The sequence below is a fragment of the Escherichia sp. 10290 genome (genome assembly GCF_030295155.1).
Classification (GTDB): domain Bacteria; phylum Pseudomonadota; class Gammaproteobacteria; order Enterobacterales; family Enterobacteriaceae; genus Escherichia; species Escherichia coli_F.
This window is the reverse complement of sequence record NZ_AP025741.1, coordinates 1,407,547-1,424,310: the sequence shown is the minus strand read 5'-3', so window position 1 is coordinate 1,424,310 and position 16,764 is coordinate 1,407,547. Positions and strand designations below refer to the sequence as shown.

Annotated in this window: 19 protein-coding genes; 7 read left to right on the top strand and 12 right to left on the bottom strand. The window is 48.5% G+C overall.

Going from position 1 to position 16,764, the window contains the following annotated elements; translation table 11 throughout:
* The first annotated feature begins 140 nt into the window (after positions 1-140).
* Both mdtG and QUE74_RS07030 read left to right on the top strand, forming a co-directional pair.
* Complete coding sequence (gene mdtG, locus QUE74_RS07035; RefSeq protein ID WP_000074172.1) at positions 141-1,367, top strand: multidrug efflux MFS transporter MdtG; 1,227 nt, start codon at positions 141-143, stop codon at positions 1,365-1,367.
* Positions 1,368-1,449: 82 nt separating this feature from the next.
* The gene (locus QUE74_RS07030) at positions 1,450-1,824 is read left to right on the top strand and encodes a MysB family protein (protein ID WP_000180056.1); all 375 of its coding nucleotides are present in this window, start codon (positions 1,450-1,452) and stop codon (positions 1,822-1,824) included.
* Here QUE74_RS07030 and QUE74_RS07025 read toward each other — a convergent pair whose 3' ends face one another.
* From QUE74_RS07025 to mdoG, 3 genes are all read right to left on the bottom strand, one after another.
* Positions 1,825-2,052 carry a YceK/YidQ family lipoprotein gene (locus QUE74_RS07025; protein WP_001211028.1) on the bottom strand — a complete coding sequence of 76 codons (228 nt, stop codon included), beginning with the start codon at positions 2,050-2,052 and terminating at the stop codon, positions 1,825-1,827. It lies immediately after the preceding gene.
* Between the two features lie 170 nt (positions 2,053-2,222).
* Positions 2,223-4,766, bottom strand: coding sequence for a glucans biosynthesis glucosyltransferase MdoH (gene mdoH / locus QUE74_RS07020; RefSeq protein WP_001354910.1), 2,544 nt, complete (start codon positions 4,764-4,766; stop codon positions 2,223-2,225).
* The gene (mdoG, locus tag QUE74_RS07015) at positions 4,759-6,294 is read right to left on the bottom strand and encodes a glucans biosynthesis protein MdoG (RefSeq protein ID WP_001300662.1); all 1,536 of its coding nucleotides are present in this window, start codon (positions 6,292-6,294) and stop codon (positions 4,759-4,761) included. Before mdoG ends, mdoH begins: the two co-directional genes overlap by 8 nt.
* A gap of 393 nt (positions 6,295-6,687) precedes the next feature.
* On the opposite strand from mdoG, the gene mdoC reads away from it, so the two are divergent.
* On the top strand, positions 6,688-7,845 hold the full coding sequence (mdoC, locus tag QUE74_RS07010; protein ID WP_001070350.1) for a glucans biosynthesis protein MdoC: 1,158 nt from the start codon (positions 6,688-6,690) through the stop codon (positions 7,843-7,845).
* A gap of 7 nt (positions 7,846-7,852) precedes the next feature.
* On the opposite strand, the gene clsC is transcribed toward mdoC, so the two are convergent.
* The 6 genes from clsC to csgB form a co-directional block, all read right to left on the bottom strand.
* Entirely contained in the window at positions 7,853-9,334 is a 1,482-nt protein-coding gene (clsC, locus tag QUE74_RS07005; protein WP_001354909.1) for a cardiolipin synthase ClsC, read from the bottom strand.
* Positions 9,276-9,809 (bottom strand): O-acetyl-ADP-ribose deacetylase, encoded by a 534-nt coding sequence (gene ymdB / locus QUE74_RS07000; protein WP_000857405.1) that lies wholly within the window; start codon positions 9,807-9,809, stop codon positions 9,276-9,278. The genes clsC and ymdB overlap by 59 nt, the downstream gene beginning before the upstream one ends.
* Positions 9,810-9,903: 94 nt before the next feature.
* Positions 9,904-10,215 (bottom strand): YmdA family protein, encoded by a 312-nt coding sequence (locus QUE74_RS06995; RefSeq protein ID WP_000489582.1) that lies wholly within the window; start codon positions 10,213-10,215, stop codon positions 9,904-9,906.
* A 120-nt stretch (positions 10,216-10,335) separates the two neighbouring features.
* Complete coding sequence (csgC, locus tag QUE74_RS06990) at positions 10,336-10,668, bottom strand: curli assembly chaperone CsgC (RefSeq protein ID WP_000992818.1); 333 nt, start codon at positions 10,666-10,668, stop codon at positions 10,336-10,338.
* Positions 10,669-10,726: 58 nt separating this feature from the next.
* Positions 10,727-11,182 carry a curli major subunit CsgA gene (csgA, locus tag QUE74_RS06985; RefSeq protein WP_000771423.1) on the bottom strand — a complete coding sequence of 152 codons (456 nt, stop codon included), beginning with the start codon at positions 11,180-11,182 and terminating at the stop codon, positions 10,727-10,729.
* Between the two features lie 40 nt (positions 11,183-11,222).
* The gene (gene csgB, locus QUE74_RS06980; RefSeq protein ID WP_001360656.1) at positions 11,223-11,678 is read right to left on the bottom strand and encodes a curli minor subunit CsgB; all 456 of its coding nucleotides are present in this window, start codon (positions 11,676-11,678) and stop codon (positions 11,223-11,225) included.
* A 754-nt stretch (positions 11,679-12,432) separates the two neighbouring features.
* Between csgB and csgD the strand changes: the two genes are divergently transcribed.
* The 4 genes from csgD to csgG are packed head-to-tail and all read left to right on the top strand — an operon-like array spanning position 12,433 to position 14,778.
* Positions 12,433-13,083: a biofilm master transcriptional regulator CsgD gene (gene csgD / locus QUE74_RS06975; protein ID WP_000481500.1), complete on the top strand. Its 651-nt coding sequence runs from the start codon at positions 12,433-12,435 to the stop codon at positions 13,081-13,083.
* Positions 13,084-13,087: 4 nt separating this feature from the next.
* Positions 13,088-13,477, top strand: a complete 390-nt coding sequence (gene csgE / locus QUE74_RS06970) for a curli production assembly/transport protein CsgE (protein WP_000833288.1) — start codon at positions 13,088-13,090, stop codon at positions 13,475-13,477.
* Between the two features lie 24 nt (positions 13,478-13,501).
* The gene (gene csgF, locus QUE74_RS06965) at positions 13,502-13,918 is read left to right on the top strand and encodes a curli production assembly/transport protein CsgF (RefSeq protein ID WP_001264088.1); all 417 of its coding nucleotides are present in this window, start codon (positions 13,502-13,504) and stop codon (positions 13,916-13,918) included.
* Between the two features lie 26 nt (positions 13,919-13,944).
* On the top strand, positions 13,945-14,778 hold the full coding sequence (csgG, locus tag QUE74_RS06960; RefSeq protein WP_001189321.1) for a curli production assembly/transport protein CsgG: 834 nt from the start codon (positions 13,945-13,947) through the stop codon (positions 14,776-14,778).
* Positions 14,779-14,841: 63 nt separating this feature from the next.
* Here csgG and QUE74_RS06955 read toward each other — a convergent pair whose 3' ends face one another.
* From QUE74_RS06955 to ycdX, 3 genes are all read right to left on the bottom strand, one after another.
* Entirely contained in the window at positions 14,842-15,333 is a 492-nt protein-coding gene (locus QUE74_RS06955; protein WP_001309402.1) for a DUF1097 domain-containing protein, read from the bottom strand.
* Between the two features lie 101 nt (positions 15,334-15,434).
* A complete protein-coding gene (ycdY, locus tag QUE74_RS06950) occupies positions 15,435-15,989 on the bottom strand; it encodes a molecular chaperone YcdY (protein WP_001001909.1) in 555 nt (184 codons plus the stop codon).
* Positions 15,990-16,012: 23 nt separating this feature from the next.
* Complete coding sequence (ycdX, locus tag QUE74_RS06945; RefSeq protein ID WP_000283664.1) at positions 16,013-16,750, bottom strand: zinc-binding phosphatase; 738 nt, start codon at positions 16,748-16,750, stop codon at positions 16,013-16,015.
* Between the last annotated feature and the right edge of the window lie 14 nt (positions 16,751-16,764).

Genomic DNA, 16,764 nt, shown 5'->3' with positions numbered 1-16,764 from the left:
CCGGCATTACCACAGCAAATCCCCCTGATTTAGCGATAAAAGCTCTCTGGATTGCGCCCCCTGGAAGTCGGGCGCATAATTAGTGTGCTTATCTTTTCTTCTTATGTTCACCGCGCCTGGCGCACCAACAGCGGATTGCTATGTCACCCTGTGAAAATGACACCCCTATAAACTGGAAACGAAACCTGATCGTCGCCTGGCTAGGCTGTTTTCTTACCGGTGCCGCCTTCAGCCTGGTAATGCCCTTCTTACCCCTCTACGTTGAGCAGCTTGGCGTTACCGGCCACTCCGCCTTGAATATGTGGTCCGGTATTGTCTTCAGCATTACATTTTTATTTTCTGCCATCGCCTCACCGTTTTGGGGTGGGCTTGCCGACCGTAAAGGCCGAAAACTCATGCTATTACGCTCTGCCCTCGGCATGGGCATCGTGATGGTGTTGATGGGGCTGGCACAAAATATCTGGCAGTTTTTGATCCTGCGGGCGCTGCTTGGTTTGCTTGGCGGATTTGTTCCCAACGCTAACGCACTGATCGCCACACAAGTACCGCGTAATAAAAGCGGCTGGGCGCTGGGTACGCTCTCCACAGGCGGCGTTAGCGGCGCGTTGCTCGGCCCAATGGCTGGTGGTTTGCTTGCCGATAGCTACGGCTTACGTCCGGTATTCTTTATTACCGCCAGTGTGCTGATACTTTGCTTTTTCGTCACCCTGTTTTGCATCCGAGAAAAATTCCAGCCAGTCAGCAAAAAAGAGATGCTGCATATGCGGGAAGTGGTGACATCACTTAAAAACCCGAAACTGGTACTCAGCCTGTTTGTCACCACGTTAATCATCCAGGTGGCGACGGGTTCAATTGCCCCTATTCTGACGCTGTATGTCCGCGAACTGGCGGGTAACGTCAGTAATGTCGCCTTTATCAGCGGCATGATCGCCTCGGTGCCAGGCGTGGCTGCTCTGCTGAGTGCACCACGACTCGGCAAACTTGGCGATCGAATCGGCCCCGAAAAGATCCTGATTACGGCGCTGATCTTTTCTGTACTGCTGTTGATCCCAATGTCTTATGTTCAGACGCCATTGCAACTTGGGATTTTACGTTTTTTGCTCGGTGCCGCGGATGGTGCACTACTCCCCGCCGTACAGACACTGTTGGTTTACAACTCGAGCAACCAAATCGCCGGGCGTATCTTCAGCTATAACCAATCGTTTCGTGATATTGGCAACGTTACCGGACCATTGATGGGAGCAGCGATTTCAGCGAACTACGGTTTCAGAGCGGTATTCCTCGTCACCGCTGGCGTAGTGTTATTCAACGCCGTCTATTCATGGAACAGTCTGCGCCGTCGTCGGATACCCCAGGTATCGAACTGATTTTTCGCCTTTCATACTTGCAAAAGCGGAGAATCAGCTATCCTTTTCCCTGAAACCTCATCAACTCAAAGGGAGAATCGTGATGACCATGTACGCAACGCTTGAAGAAGCCATTGACGCTGCACGCGAAGAATTTCTTGCAGACAACCCCGGCATCGACGCCGAAGACGCGAATGTGCAACAGTTCAATGCCCAAAAATACGTTTTGCAGGACGGCGACATCATGTGGCAAGTTGAGTTTTTTGCCGACGAAGGGGAAGAAGGTGAATGTTTACCCATGCTTAGCGGTGAAGCCGCGCAAAGTGTCTTTGACGGCGACTATGATGAGATAGAGATCCGCCAGGAGTGGCAGGAAGAGAATACATTACATGAATGGGACGAGGGGGAATTTCAGCTTGAGCCACCGCTGGATACGGAAGAAGGACGGGCAGCTGCTGATGAGTGGGATGAACGCTAATTACTCATACGGGCCATGATGAATGTCGATCGGCAGCAGTAAAGTATCAAAAACCAGGGAGAATGGCAGATCAAGGATCGTGACATAACGCCAGGCGGAGTCACGCACATCCCATTGCACACCAGGATAATATTGGTTGCCATGCCCCTGCCCCGGTATAGTGCGACTAATAATACTGCCGCAGCCACTCAACAAGGTCACCATAATACTGACCATGATGAAACGCATTTGATACCTCTCCCGTAAAAAAATACCGGCATAACGCCGGTATTTTTATTGGCTCGTTGTTTTTGCCGGATGCAGCGTGACCGCCTTGTCCGACCTACAAAATATTGCAAAATCAATACATCGTAGAACGTTGTAGGCCTGATAAGCGTAGCGCATCAGGCCACTACGTTTTATTGCGAAGCCGCATCCGATTTACGCAATGCCAGCGGATTCAGCTTTATCCCTTCATAATAACTCACCCATGAAGAATATCTCTCAGGGGAATTCCAGACGCGGAAATGCAGACGGGCCATCGTCACCGGATCGCTTAGCAGCACCAGGCGACGATCGCGATTCAGCTTCTCTGGCGTCTCGTTCAGCGCCTGTTCAACGTGGCGGTCACGGGCGATTTCCAGCACCTTACTGGCGCGGTGACGCGCCGTCGCCATGGCGGTTGCCAGAGCGTTAAATGACGGGTTAAACACCGCATGCATAAAGCCATCGTCGAGGGAGCGTTGACGATTCATCTCGAGGAAACGATCGGTATCAAGCAGTACCTGCGGCGGTGAATACTCTTCCGGGATCAGGAACAGTTTCCAGCGTTTGGTTCGCAGACCCACGGTAGTACGGCTGGAGATCACCGAAACAAACGGTGACAGGATCAACGAGAAAACAATCGGTGCCAGCCAGAACAGGAAACGCAGATCCAGCCACGCCATACCAACCGCCCACACTAACCCCAGCAGCAGCTGAGAGCCGTGGCGTTTGAATGCTTCGCCCCAGGAAGTGGAGTCATCATCACGCTGCGGTGAATTCCACACCACTTCCCAGCCAAGGAAAGCGCTGACGACGAATACCGTATGGAACAGCATACGTACCGGAGCCAGCAACACGGAAAAAAGCACTTCCAGCAGCAGCGATAATGTAACGCGCCAGAAGCCACCGTATTCTTTCGTTCCTTTGCACCAGATAAGCAAAATGCTCAATAACTTCGGCAGGAACAACAGCACCATAGTCGAAGCAAACAGCGCTATCGCCAGCTCAGGACGCCACTGCGGCCACACCGGGAACAACTGCCGTGGTTGCAGGAAGTATTGCGGTTCGGTCAACGCATGAACTACCTGCAATGCCGTAGAGAGCGCGAGGAACATAAACCACAGCGGCGCGGAGAGATAAGACATCACGCCCGTCAGGAATACCGCACGGTGAACCGGGTGCATACCCTTAACCAGGAACAGACGGAAGTTCATCAGGTTACCGTGGCACCAGCGGCGGTCACGTTTTAGCTCATCAAGCAAGTTAGGCGGCAATTCTTCATAAGAACCCGGGAGATCGTAAGCAATCCACACCCCCCAACCTGCGCGGCGCATCAACGCAGCTTCCACGAAGTCGTGCGAAAGGATTGAACCGGCAAAGGAACCTTCTCCCGGCAACGGCGCCAGCGCGCAGTGCTCGATAAACGGTTTCACGCGGATAATCGCGTTATGCCCCCAGTAGTGCGACTCACCGAGTTGCCAGAAGTGCAAACCGGCTGTAAACAGTGGCCCATACACGCGGGTCGCGAACTGCTGACAGCGCGCATACAGCGTATCCATACCGGACGCTTTCGGCGACGACTGAATGATCCCGGCGTTCGGGTTGGCTTCCATCAGGCGCACCAGGCCGCACAAACAATCACCGGTCATTACCGAGTCAGCATCCAGCACCACCATGTAGCTGTACTGGCTGCCCCAGCGACGGCAGAAGTCATCGATATTACCGCTTTTACGCTTCACGCGACGACGGCGGCGGCGATAGAAAATCTGACCTTCGCCACCGACTTCAGCGATCAGCTCCATCCAGGCTTTTTGCTCTGCGACGCAGATATCCGGGTTATAACTGTCACTCAGAATGTAGACATCAAAGTGTTTGGCATTCCCGGTGGCTTTTACTGATTCCCATGTTGCACGCAGGCCAGCAAAAACACGGTTCACGTCTTCGTTACAGATAGGCATGATCAACGCCGTGCGATGCTCCGGGTTTAATGGTTCATCGCCAACTGTCGACGCAGATATACTGTATTTATCGCGACCAATAAGCAACTGCAGGAAGCCCATCAACGCCGTCCAGAATCCGGCGGACACCCAACAGAACAAAACCGCGAACAGGATCAGGATACCGGTTTGCAGCATATAAGGCAGAAGCTGCATAAAGGAAACCCACAGATCCTGACCAACCATATCCATAGGATTAATCAGCGCCCACCCCTGATATGGAAGAATGGTCTTCATATACCAGGTCGCGACAACAGTTTGCGCGAGCGTCAGGATTAACAGAATGTAACGGCGGATGGTGCCGACGGTACGCCACTTTTGCTCGCTCTCCTGCTCTTCTTTGGTCAAACGAGCCAGATAGCGCGGCGTTACATCGCGTCCACGCAGGCGATCCCAGAAACGGCCTACCGGGTTGGTACGCCACGGGTCGGGAAACATCGAGGAGCGTTTTGCTTCTGGCATCGCCTTAAGCTGATCGCGCCCTTCATCGTCTTTAATTAACTGTCCATCAGCAAGTGAATCTGGCCAGGCTTGTTCCAGACGCGCCTTTACCGAGCCTTGCGGGGAGTCATCCTCCCGCGCCCAGGTGCGGTGTTCGGCATCCAGCGCCTGATGAACGGCGCGGATATCAGTCTTCGGCAATGCCGCTTTCTCGCTTGCGGCGATGGGCATTGCGTCAATGTACTCAGTTGTCTTATTCATTGGCAGGTAACTGGTAGCTCCAGGTTTCACTCAACGTCTGATCGGCATTCACCAGCGCAGCACGCATTTCAGTGGTTTTCTTGGCATCTTTCACTTTCACACGCATCACCAGACGCCAGCCTTTGGTAACCGGGTTATAGCGCACCGTGCTCTCAACTATCTCACCATTATCACCAATGCTGGTTTGCGCTGTGACCGGGGTATCCTCTGGCAGTTTTTTCATCTCTGCGCCGGTAAAATCGACCACAAAGGCGATAGTACCGTCAGGCTGGCGAATCAGGTTCGACTGCTTCACATCCCCCGTTGAACGACGCGTTTGTTGCACCCATGCGTTATCTGGTGCATGCAGTTTGTCTTCATCACGGCTAAAGGTGATGGTGTATTTAAAGTTCATCTCTTTACCCGGCTCCGGCAGCTGATCCGGCGTCCAGTAAGCGACGATGTTATCGTTGGTTTCATCGTTGGTTGGAATTTCCACCAGCTCAACGCTGCCTTTGCCCCACTCCCCTTTCGGAGTCACCCATGCGCTTGGACGGAGGTCGTAACGATCATCGAGATCTTCGAAGCGGGAGAAATCACGACCGCGCTGCAACAGACCGAAGCCTTGCGGATTTTCCATCGAGAAGCTGCTGACCGCTAAATGTTTCGGGTTATTCAACGGACGCCAGATCCACTCACCATTACCGGCATGGATAGAGAGACCGTTAGAGTCGTGCAACTCCGGGCGATAGTTATTTGCAGGCGAAGGTTGGTTCGGCCCAAACAGGAACATACTGGTTAACGGTGCAACCCCCAGTTTGCCGACTTTATCGCGCAGATAGATTTTCGACTGCACATCCACAACCGTGTCACGCCCTGGCATAACCACGAATTTGTAAGCACCTGTCGCACGCGGCGAGTCAAGCAATGCATAAATGGTTAAACGTTTATCAGTCGGTTTTGGACGCTCGATCCAGAACTCTTTGAAACGTGGAAATTCTTCACCCGATGGCAAGGCGGTATCAATTGCCAGGCCGCGGGCAGAAAGGCCATAAACCTGACCTGCGCCAATCACGCGGAAATAGCTGGCCCCGAGCATGCTGACGATTTCATCGTTTTTATCTTTGCTGTTGATCGGGTAAAGCACTTTAAAACCGGCAAAACCAAGGTCTTTTACCGTGTCTTTATCATGCTGAACATCGCCGAAAGTGAAATAATCCGGGCTGTATTTGATTCGTTTGACTGCGGTGGCAGTCACTTCATTTATTTTGACCGGGGTATCGAAGTACATACCCTGATGGTAGAACTCGAGTTTGAATGGGGTCTTCAGATTGTTCCAGTACGCTTTATCATGATTAAACTGGATCTGCTGATAGTCCGCGTATTTCATGTCGCGGAAAACGGAGGGCAAGTTGCTTTTAGGCGCCTCATAGCCTTTCCCGGCTAAGGATTGAGCTTGCTTTGCGACATCATCAATACTGAAAGCCCAGCTTGAAGATGTATACAGGGTTAACATTACTGCAGCACTCAACCAACGCATTTTCATCATTTGTAGTTTATGTTTCATAATTAGTAAGCACTTCCCCCTTTGTGTGCTTATATCGATCCGATCTATTTTAATGGATAACCAGCCATTCCGACAACAGAATCCCGGTATCGTTCAGCACGCTGGCTCATGGATTAAGCACCTGATTGCAACCGTTTTCACTTTCCGTGCTTCTCCTAAAGACAGAAGCATCGACTTCGTGTAGGGTTTGCCAGCAAATTTATTTATCAACCGTCTTACAGACGCTTCCATTCTGGTTAGTGGTAGCGATGATGCTATGCATAAAAACCTTGAAGCCTGCGCCTGGCGCGGTCAGGTCGGTGTCGCTATGGCAACAAGCCTAAAGGCATAACCCGACAGAGATAAGACGAAAAATCCGAGATTAGTTAACCATATATGAACCCAGTACCCGCGCAACGTGAATATTTCCTCGACTCCATCCGCGCCTGGCTGATGTTGTTAGGGATCCCTTTTCATATTTCTTTAATCTATTCGAGCCATACATGGCATGTGAATAGCGCCGAACCGTCATTGTGGCTGACCCTTTTTAATGACTTCATCCACTCGTTCCGCATGCAGGTATTTTTCGTTATATCCGGGTACTTTTCCTACATGCTTTTTTTACGCTATCCCTTGAAAAAATGGTGGAAAGTACGTGTCGAACGTGTAGGGATCCCGATGTTAACAGCCATCCCCCTACTGACATTGCCGCAATTTATTATGCTGCAATACGTCAAAGGGAAAGCGGAAAGTTGGCCTGGACTGTCATTGTATGACAAATATAATACGTTGGCCTGGGAATTAATATCGCATCTGTGGTTTTTATTGGTGCTAGTGGTCATGACGACGCTGTGCGTATGGATATTTAAACGCATCAGAAATAATTTAGAAAATTCTGATAAAACGAATAAAAAATTCTCGATGGTAAAATTATCGGTGATTTTTTTGTGCCTCGGCATCGGTTATGCGGTAATAAGAAGAACGATTTTTATTGTGTATCCACCCATTCTGAGTAACGGCATGTTCAATTTTATTGTCATGCAAACGCTATTTTATTTGCCGTTCTTTATCCTCGGCGCACTGGCTTTCATTTTCCCTCATCTTAAAGCCTTGTTTACCACGCCGTCTCGTGGCTGTACCCTCGCAGCAGCATTGGCATTTGTCGCTTACTTACTCAACCAGCGCTACGGCAGTGGCGATGCCTGGATGTACGAAACCGAGTCGGTGATCACGATGGTCCTCGGTCTATGGATGGTGAATGTGGTCTTCTCCTTTGGCCACCGTTTGCTTAATTTCCAGTCGGCGCGGGTGACTTACTTTGTTAACGCATCGCTGTTTATCTATCTGGTTCATCACCCGTTAACGCTGTTTTTCGGCGCGTACATTACACCGCACATCACCTCCAACTGGCTTGGTTTTCTCTGTGGCCTGATATTCGTAGTAGGGATTGCGATAATTCTGTATGAAATTCATTTACGCATCCCGTTACTGAAGTTTTTGTTCTCTGGTAAACCGGTTGTTAAGCGTGAGAACGATAAAGCACCAGCCCGTTAAGCCGCGTTTACAATAACCATTCCACAGGCAATATCGACGCCAGTCTGACCATAACCCGCTTCCAGAAACTGGTAGCGGGTTCTTTTTTGAGAACAATTTCTTTCTTTGCATGACGATCAACCCAGTTGATCCGCCCCCACCTGTCCAGACGGAGCTGCCAGGCCGCATCATACTGGCTCTGAATAAAGCGTTTATCAATTAACTCTGCCAACGTTTCGCTCTCTATCACGAACCCCATTTCAGTATTGAGCAATGTCGAACGTGGATCGAAATTGAAAGAGCCAATAAACACCGTTTTACCATCGATGCTAAAGGTTTTAGCATGCAGGCTGGCACCGGAATTACCGGTTATGCCGCGATCGTGTAACGTACTACTTTGTTCACGCGTCGGTTTGAGTTCATATAATTCCACGCCGTAGCGGAGCAATTTTTTGCGCCAGCGCGCGTATCCGGCATGGACGACAGCAACATCGTTAGCGGCAAGAGAATTGGTTAGGATCGCAATCTTTACCCCTTTTCTCACCATCCGTAAGAGTTGCGCCACACCTGCGCGTGTCGGTACAAAATAGGAAGAGATAATATCGATGCGTTCACTGGGTGAGCCCATGATATCGAACAGGCGTTGCGGTAACAGTGAATGCCGTTTTGCCTTGCCTTCCCCTTTCGCCGGATCATCACTTAATAAACGTGTTTTCGCCCAGATAAGCGGCAACGTTCCATCAACCAGATGATTTATAAACGGGCTGGATTCCATTTTGCGTAAATAACGATGCGTCATGGCATCGTCATGCCAGGAGGCGGGTAACTCGATGCGATCCGCCATTTCACCTTCCGGGACATCCAGCACCTGCTGTAAGGGTGAAACCGATTTACAATACCAGTAGCGGGCGAAATCATCGGCAACGTCCTCTACAACTGGTCCTATTGCCATGACATCTAAATCCGAAAAAAGTGGCTCTTCCCCTGCACCAAAATAGGCATCACCAATATTTCGCCCCCCTACCAGCGTCACCACGCCATCGACAGTGAAACTTTTATTGTGCATACGGCGATTGAGACGGGAAAAGTCGGTGATATAACCAAGCGGACGTAGCAAGCGAAACGAGAAAGGATTAAAAAGCCGGACTTCAATGCGGGGATGACTGTCAAGCAAGCGTAAAATGTCGTCAAGTCCGGGTGTATTGTTGTCGTCCAGCAACAAACGGACGCGAACGCCACGCTTTGCTGCGGCTAACAGGGCGGAAAACAGTAACCGACCCGACATATCGTCCTGCCAGATGTAATACTGAACATCCAGCGTATGCTCTGCCATTTCGGCCAGACGATACCGGGCGGCAAACGCATCCAGACTTTTCTCCAGAGGGAAAAGGCCACACTGACCGGGATGTTGCGAACACAGTGGCAGCACCGCGCTCGCCAGCCGGGGCAAATCATTCATCTCCTTGTTGGGTAAGGAGTCTTTCGTAGAGGTGGGCGTTTTCTTCATCATAACAGACAAAGTATACCTGTTCGGGTAAAGCGTGACGGGTAATAAATTCTGAAACGGTTTTTACTGCGATTTCAGCCGCTGCCGCACGAGGGTAACCATAAACCCCAGTACTAATTGCAGGAAAAGCCACTGACGTATAGCTGTTTGCCGCCACCAGTCGTAGGCTATTGAGATAGGCATCCTGCAAAAGCTGGTCTTCGTTTTGTTCACCACCACGCCAGACTGGCCCGACGGTGTGCACTACGGCTTTAGCGGGAAGATCGCCTGCAAGCGTAATAACGGCATGCCCCGTAGGGCAATCGCCCTGCTGTTGCCTGACTTTTAAACAGGCATCCAGAAGGGCCGGACCCGCTGCGCGATGAATGGCTCCATCGACGCCGCCGCCTCCCATTAATGACGGATTAGCCGCATTCACAATCACATCAACGGCCAGTTTGGTAATATCACCCTGCACAACATGAATACGCGTTTTCATAACGCCTCCTTACACCTTCTTGTTTCTTAAGTGTACAGCAGGCTTTTTGGTTAAATCGCATTTTTCTGCTCAGCAAGGTGAGTTGTTCAGAAACTTAGTTATATTCGATGTTCATTACAGCCAGCTTTTTCTGTTTATCAAGATACTGCACTTTTACTGAGGCTATTTGCGCGTTTTTGACATTGCCGCTCATTAACGCTTTGCTGGAATAGGTTCTGCCCGGAACAGAGCCATTCTGTGGGCAGTTCATTTCTACGGGTGATGACTGGGTGCTGACGTCACATGCCGGTTCCACAATTTGGCCATAAAAATGGATCACGCCCCCTTGCGCGGTGCTTCCTGCGATGGCAATAAAAGGAAAAAACAAACTGCCGAGCATAAGAGAGTTTAAAAAAGGTCTGAACATTTATTCTATTTCCTCAATGATTAGTCATCCTTGAGGGTTGTGTTATCCATACTTTCAGGTTGGCTGATCCGCAGCAGACCATTCTCTCCAGATTCATCTTATGCTCGATATTTCAACAAATTAAGACTTTTCTGAAGAGGGCGGCCATTGTTGTGATAAATGAAGTGACTGTCCATCAGAAACAGTAACAACTATTTTCACCCGATCGTCCGGGGAAATATTTAAACTCAACTTCGTCAAAGCAATGGGTTGATTAGCAGGCAATGAGAGGGTCTTTTCTTGCTTCGTCTGACTTTGCCCTGAACTGCCTTCGCGCAGGGACAATATTTGTACTCTGCACAGACAAGATTGAGTAAGAGTGACTTCAGGAATAATGGTGTACATATCCCCTTGCTGGGTCGTATTAAAGGTTATCTGACTGGAAAGTGCCGCAAGGAGTAATAACGCATTCATATTCATCTCCCGAAAAAAAACAGGGCTTACGCCCTGTTTCTGTAATACGAAATATAAATTAGTACTGATGAGCGGTCGCGTTGTTGCCAAAACCAACCTGAGTAACGTTTACGCTAGAGTTAGATGCAGTTTGATCAACTGCAGCACCGTTACCACCACCAAACTGTTTAACAGTCATTTCAGAGTTTTTACCGTTCCACTGATCAAGAGTGGCACTGTTACCGAAGCCACGTTGGGTCAGATCGATTGAGCTGTCATCAGAGCCCTGACCAACATCTGCACCGTTACCGCCACCGTGCTGGGTAATCGTCAAGTCAGAGTTACGAGCATCAGTTTGCAGAGCAAGTGCAGAGTTACCACCACCGTACTGGTAAATATTCAGCTCTGAATTTGGGCCGCTATTATTACCGCCACCGCCATGGTGACCACCACCGCCATACTGAGGAATAGAACCTGCCAGAGCGCTACCAGAGAATACGATTGCTGCAATTGCTGCTACTTTTAAAAGTTTCATGTAAAACCCCCATCGGATTGATTTAAAAGTCGAATGGAAATTAACGTTGTGTCACGCGAATAGCCATTTGCGACTGTCTCTGCACTACAATTGCCGTTTTTTGAGTACCATACTGTGTAATATTTGCTTTATTACCAGAACCTTTCTGGATAATCATCGCAGTATTACCATAAGCACCTTGCGAAATACTGGCATCGTTGGCATTGCCCGCCTGATCAATATATGCAAGGTTATAATCTCCTGTCTGGTCAATCTTTGCCCGGTTGCTACTACCTTCTTGCGCAACAACCGCCAAAAGTTTTGAGCCTCCCTGCCGTAACTGCGCACTATTATTAGTCCCAGCTTGACCAATTATGGCTGCCTGATTAAATGAAGACTTACTCAATTCATTTACCGCGAAGTTATATTCTGAATTAGCTAAATCATAACCTGCTGCGGCTGCAATCCCAGGCGCACCCAGTATTGTTAACATCATAAATAACAATTTGTTTTTCATGTTGTCACCCTGGACCTGGTCGTACATTTAAGAAATTAAATCATTTCAACTTGGTTGTTAACGCAACCTGTATTTTGTTAACGCTGCGTTACGATGGAAAGTATGTCTGCGGAAATATTTTTAATAACTCACCCGCGCGTTGTATTTTTCTTTTTTTGTTCATACCAAAGTATTAAAGCCCACGTAAATACGCTGTTATCTACGCAAAAAAATATTTTGTTTTCTTTTAAATTTCGGTTTTCCGCAATCAAAAATCACCAGACAGTCATTCTTCTTGCCCGTCGCTGATTGCTGCGATATGTCTTGCGCACAAGCCGTGACAAACCTCGTCTTTTTGCAGTAAAAAATTGTCCACGGAGGTGTGGAGAAAAAACAAGAACGTTTTACATGACGAAAGGACTACACCGAAATATTTTTTATATGCATTATTAGCAAGTTAGCACCATTTGTATGATTTTTTAAAATTGTGCAAGAAAAACCAAATGTACAACTTTTCTATCATTTCTAAACTTAATAAAACCTTAAGATTAACATTTTAATATAACGAGTTACATTTAGTTACATGTTTAACACTTGATTTAAGATTTGTAATGGCTAGATTGAAATCAGATGTAATCCATTAGTTTTATATTTTACCCATTTAGGGCTGATTTATTACTACACACAGCAGTGCAACATCTGTCAGTACTTCTGGTGCTTCTATTTTAGAGGCAGCTGTCAGGTGTGCGATCAATAAAAAAAGCGGGGTTTCATCATGTTTAATGAAGTCCATAGTATCCATGGTCATACATTATTGTTGATCACTAAACCTTCTTTGCAGGCGACAGCTCTCTTGCAGCACCTTAAACAATCGCTGGCAATTACAGGAAAATTACATAATATTCAACGTTCTCTGGACGATATATCTTCAGGCTCTATTATTCTTCTGGATATGATGGAAGCGGATAAAAAGCTTATCCATTATTGGCAGGATACTTTGAGCAGGAAAAACAACAATATCAAAATATTGTTGCTAAATACGCCTGAAGATTACCCGTACCGCGACATTGAAAACTGGCCTCATATCAACGGCGTTTTTTATGCCATGGAGGATCAAGAACGTGTTGTCAATGGGTTGCAAGGCGTCCTGCGCGGCGAATGCTACTTTACGCAAAAGCTTGCCAGTTACCTGATTACGCATTCAGGTAACTATCGTTATAACAGCACGGAATCAGCCCTCCTTACTCATCGGGAAAAAGAGATCCTGAATAAGCTGCGTATCGGCGCGTCTAATAACGAGATCGCTCGTTCGTTGTTCATCAGCGAAAATACGGTTAAAACGCATCTTTATAATCTTTTCAAGAAGATAGCCGTAAAAAACCGGACACAAGCGGTTTCCTGGGCAAACGATAACCTCAGGCGATAAAGCCATGAAACGTTATTTACGCTGGATTGTGGCGGCAGAATTCCTGTTCGCCGCAGGGAATCTTCACGCCGTTGAGGTAGAAGTCCCGGGCTTGTTAACTGACCATACTGTTTCATCTATTGGCCATGATTTTTACCGAGCCTTTAGTGATAAATGGGAAAGTGACTATACGGGTAACTTAACGATTAATGAAAGGCCCAGTGCACGATGGGGAAGTTGGATCACAATAACGGTCAATCAGGACGTTATTTTCCAGACTTTTTTATTCCCGTTGAAAAGAGACTTCGAAAAAACTGTCGTCTTTGCACTGATTCAAACTGAAGAAGCACTAAATCGTCGCCAGATAAATCAGGCGTTATTGAGTACGGGCGATTTGGCGCATGATGAATTCTAAATAAAAAATTGTTCGGAGGCTGCAATGCGTGTCAAACATGCAGTAGTTCTACTCATGCTTATTTCGCCTTTAAGTTGGGCTGGAACCATGACTTTCCAGTTCCGTAATCCAAACTTTGGTGGTAACCCAAATAACGGTGCTTTTTTATTAAATAGCGCCCAGGCACAGAACTCGTATAAAGATCCGAGCTATAACGATGACTTTGGTATTGAAACGCCATCAGCGTTAGATAACTTTACCCAGGCCATCCAGTCACAAATTTTAGGTGGGCTACTGTCGAATATTAATACCGGTAAACCGGGCCGCATGGTGACCAACGATTATATTGTCGATATCGCTAACCGCGATGGTCAATTGCAGTTGAATGTGACGGATCGCAAAACCGGACAAACCTCGACCATCCAGGTTTCGGGTTTACAAAATAACTCAACCGATTTTTAAGCCCCAGCTTCATAAGGAAAATAATCATGCAGCGCTTATTTCTTTTGGTTGCCGTCATGTTACTGAGCGGATGCTTAACCGCCCCGCCTAAAGAAGCCGCCAGACCGACATTAATGCCTCGTGCTCAGAGCTACAAAGATTTGACCCATCTGCCAGCGCCGACGGGTAAGATCTTTGTTTCGGTATACAACATTCAGGACGAAACCGGGCAATTTAAACCCTACCCGGCAAGTAACTTCTCCACTGCTGTTCCGCAAAGCGCCACGGCAATGCTGGTCACGGCATTAAAAGATTCTCGCTGGTTTATACCGCTGGAGCGCCAGGGCTTACAAAACCTGCTTAACGAGCGCAAGATTATTCGTGCAGCACAAGAAAACGGCACGGTTGCGATTAATAACCGAATCCCGCTGCAATCTTTAACGGCGGCAAATATCATGGTTGAAGGTTCGATTATCGGTTATGAAAGCAACGTTAAATCGGGCGGTGTTGGGGCAAGATATTTTGGGATCGGTGCAGACACGCAATACCAGCTCGATCAGATTGCCGTGAACCTGCGTGTCGTCAATGTGAGTACCGGTGAGATCCTCTCCTCGGTGAACACCAGTAAGACGATACTTTCCTATGAAGTTCAGGCGGGGGTCTTCCGCTTTATTGACTACCAGCGCTTGCTGGAAGGGGAAGTGGGTTACACCTCAAACGAACCCGTTATGCTGTGTCTGATGTCGGCTATCGAAACAGGGGTCATTTTCCTGATTAATGATGGTATCGACCGCGGTCTTTGGGATTTGCAGAACAAAGCAGAACGGCAGAATGACATTCTGGTGAAATACCGCCATATGTCGGTTCCACCGGAATCCTGATAGATAAAAATGCCGGAATTATCATCCGGCATTTTACTGTTCAAGCGAAAGCGTGAGTGCCCCTCACGCTTTATTTTTGATTTGCTGCTCACGGTGAGCGGTCTTCGTACTACGCGCCGCCAGCCACAAGCCGCTGTTTTTCATTGCGTAACCAAATACCAGTCCAAGCGCCAGCGAAGGTAACACCAGTTTCCAGTCACCCTGCCCGGCAAACGTCGCGCATGCGCCTATAAACGTCCCCGGAACAAATGAAAGCAGCAGCTGTTTCGCCTGAATACACATCAGAAACGCGACAATACCGGTTATGACATAACCGAGAATTTCCAGATGTGGTGCCAGTGCACTACCGTAAATAATGACCATCGCCCACACCACGCCACTAAGCAGGGTTGCAGCGGAGATCGCCAGCCCTTTCAGCCCACCTTGCGGGCAGGCAAAGTAGGCCGTACAGCCCAGGAAGCCCGCCCAGCTTAGTAAGCCCAGGGAAACAGCCACCCATCCCCAGATACCGGAGAGAATGCCTGTTGTGATTGCAATAGAGAGAAGTATGTTCATGCCGCGCATGATAGCAGAAAACGCGGCCATGAATGAGATCGAGCACACATTTTATGCAACAACAAATTATCTGTTGCAGTTATGAGTGATGGAGATCACATTTACTCTTCAGAATCTTCTTCCAGCTCGTCCCACATTGCACTAATAGCATCGCGGGTTAGCGGTGCCATGGTGCGCCAGAAAGGCGTAGTTGCATGGGCCTCCACTTTGCCAAGGAACGCACCACACCAGGGTAACAGATACTCACTGAACAGTGTTTCCAGTGCTTCGCTCTCATCTTCCGTTGACTGATCTTCCAGCCAGGAAGCCGCGAGCAGCAATGTACCGATGTGATCGGCTGGCGTATCCGCTAATGGCATCCCTCGTTCGGAAAGAAAAGCGCGCACTTCCGCTTCCGTCGCGCCCTCAACCCATGCGCTACGATATGGCGGCACAGCACATTCATCGCCGATAAACAACGCATTGTAATCGGCAGAGACTTGCGCCATATCACAGCTTTTCTGTAAACGTGTCAGTAACTCATCCTGCTCCAGTGGCCAGTTCGCAGCCAGTTTCCCCTCACGAATCAGGGTAAACAGCGGCACCAGTAAAGGATCTTGCGGTTGGCGGTAATAGAGCGAACCCAGCACACGACAGAGGATAGAAAACTCGTTCATTAATATATTTCCATTACTAGTAATTAAAGGTCTGCAAATTCCGCAATCGGTGCCATACCGCGAGATTCAAGGAAGTTCAGTAAGCGGCGCGGAGAAACATTCAAAATGCGCTCTGGCGGAAAATCTACCGCGTCGAGGATTTTAAGACACTCTTCAAATTCACCCATGGTAAACGCGGTGTGAGAATCCGAGCCTAATGCCACCCAACCTCCAGCGTCACGTACCGCTGCGGCTACCGCACGACAGTTGTCTTCACTGCCCTTACGTGAGTGTAAAAATGAGGAATTATTGATTTCCAGCGCCACCTGATGTTTCGCAGCTGCTTCAGCAACGGCTTTAACATCTATTTCATATTTCGGATTTCCGGGATGGCTTATTATATGCACATTGCCGCTGGCGATAGTGGCGATCATCGCTTGCGTATTGGTCGCTTTGTCATGCGGCGCAAACACCGGCTCATGAAAACCGGCAATAATCAGATCCAGCGAATCAAACATTTTGCCACTGCAGTCAATTTCACCGTCAACATTTTTAATGTTAGCTTCGATGCCGCGCAGGATCCCAACCCCATCAACCACTCGCGGCCAGATACGCATGTTAATGAAGTGCCAGTGATGCGGCGCATCTTCCATATCCGGGCCATGATCGGTGATCGCAAAAAGTTTAATGCCCTTTTGTTTGGCCTGGGCAATGTAATCACTCAATGTGCTATATGCATGCGTGCTGGCAACGGTATGCATATGAAGGTCGACGGGATACATAACTCTCTCCTGTA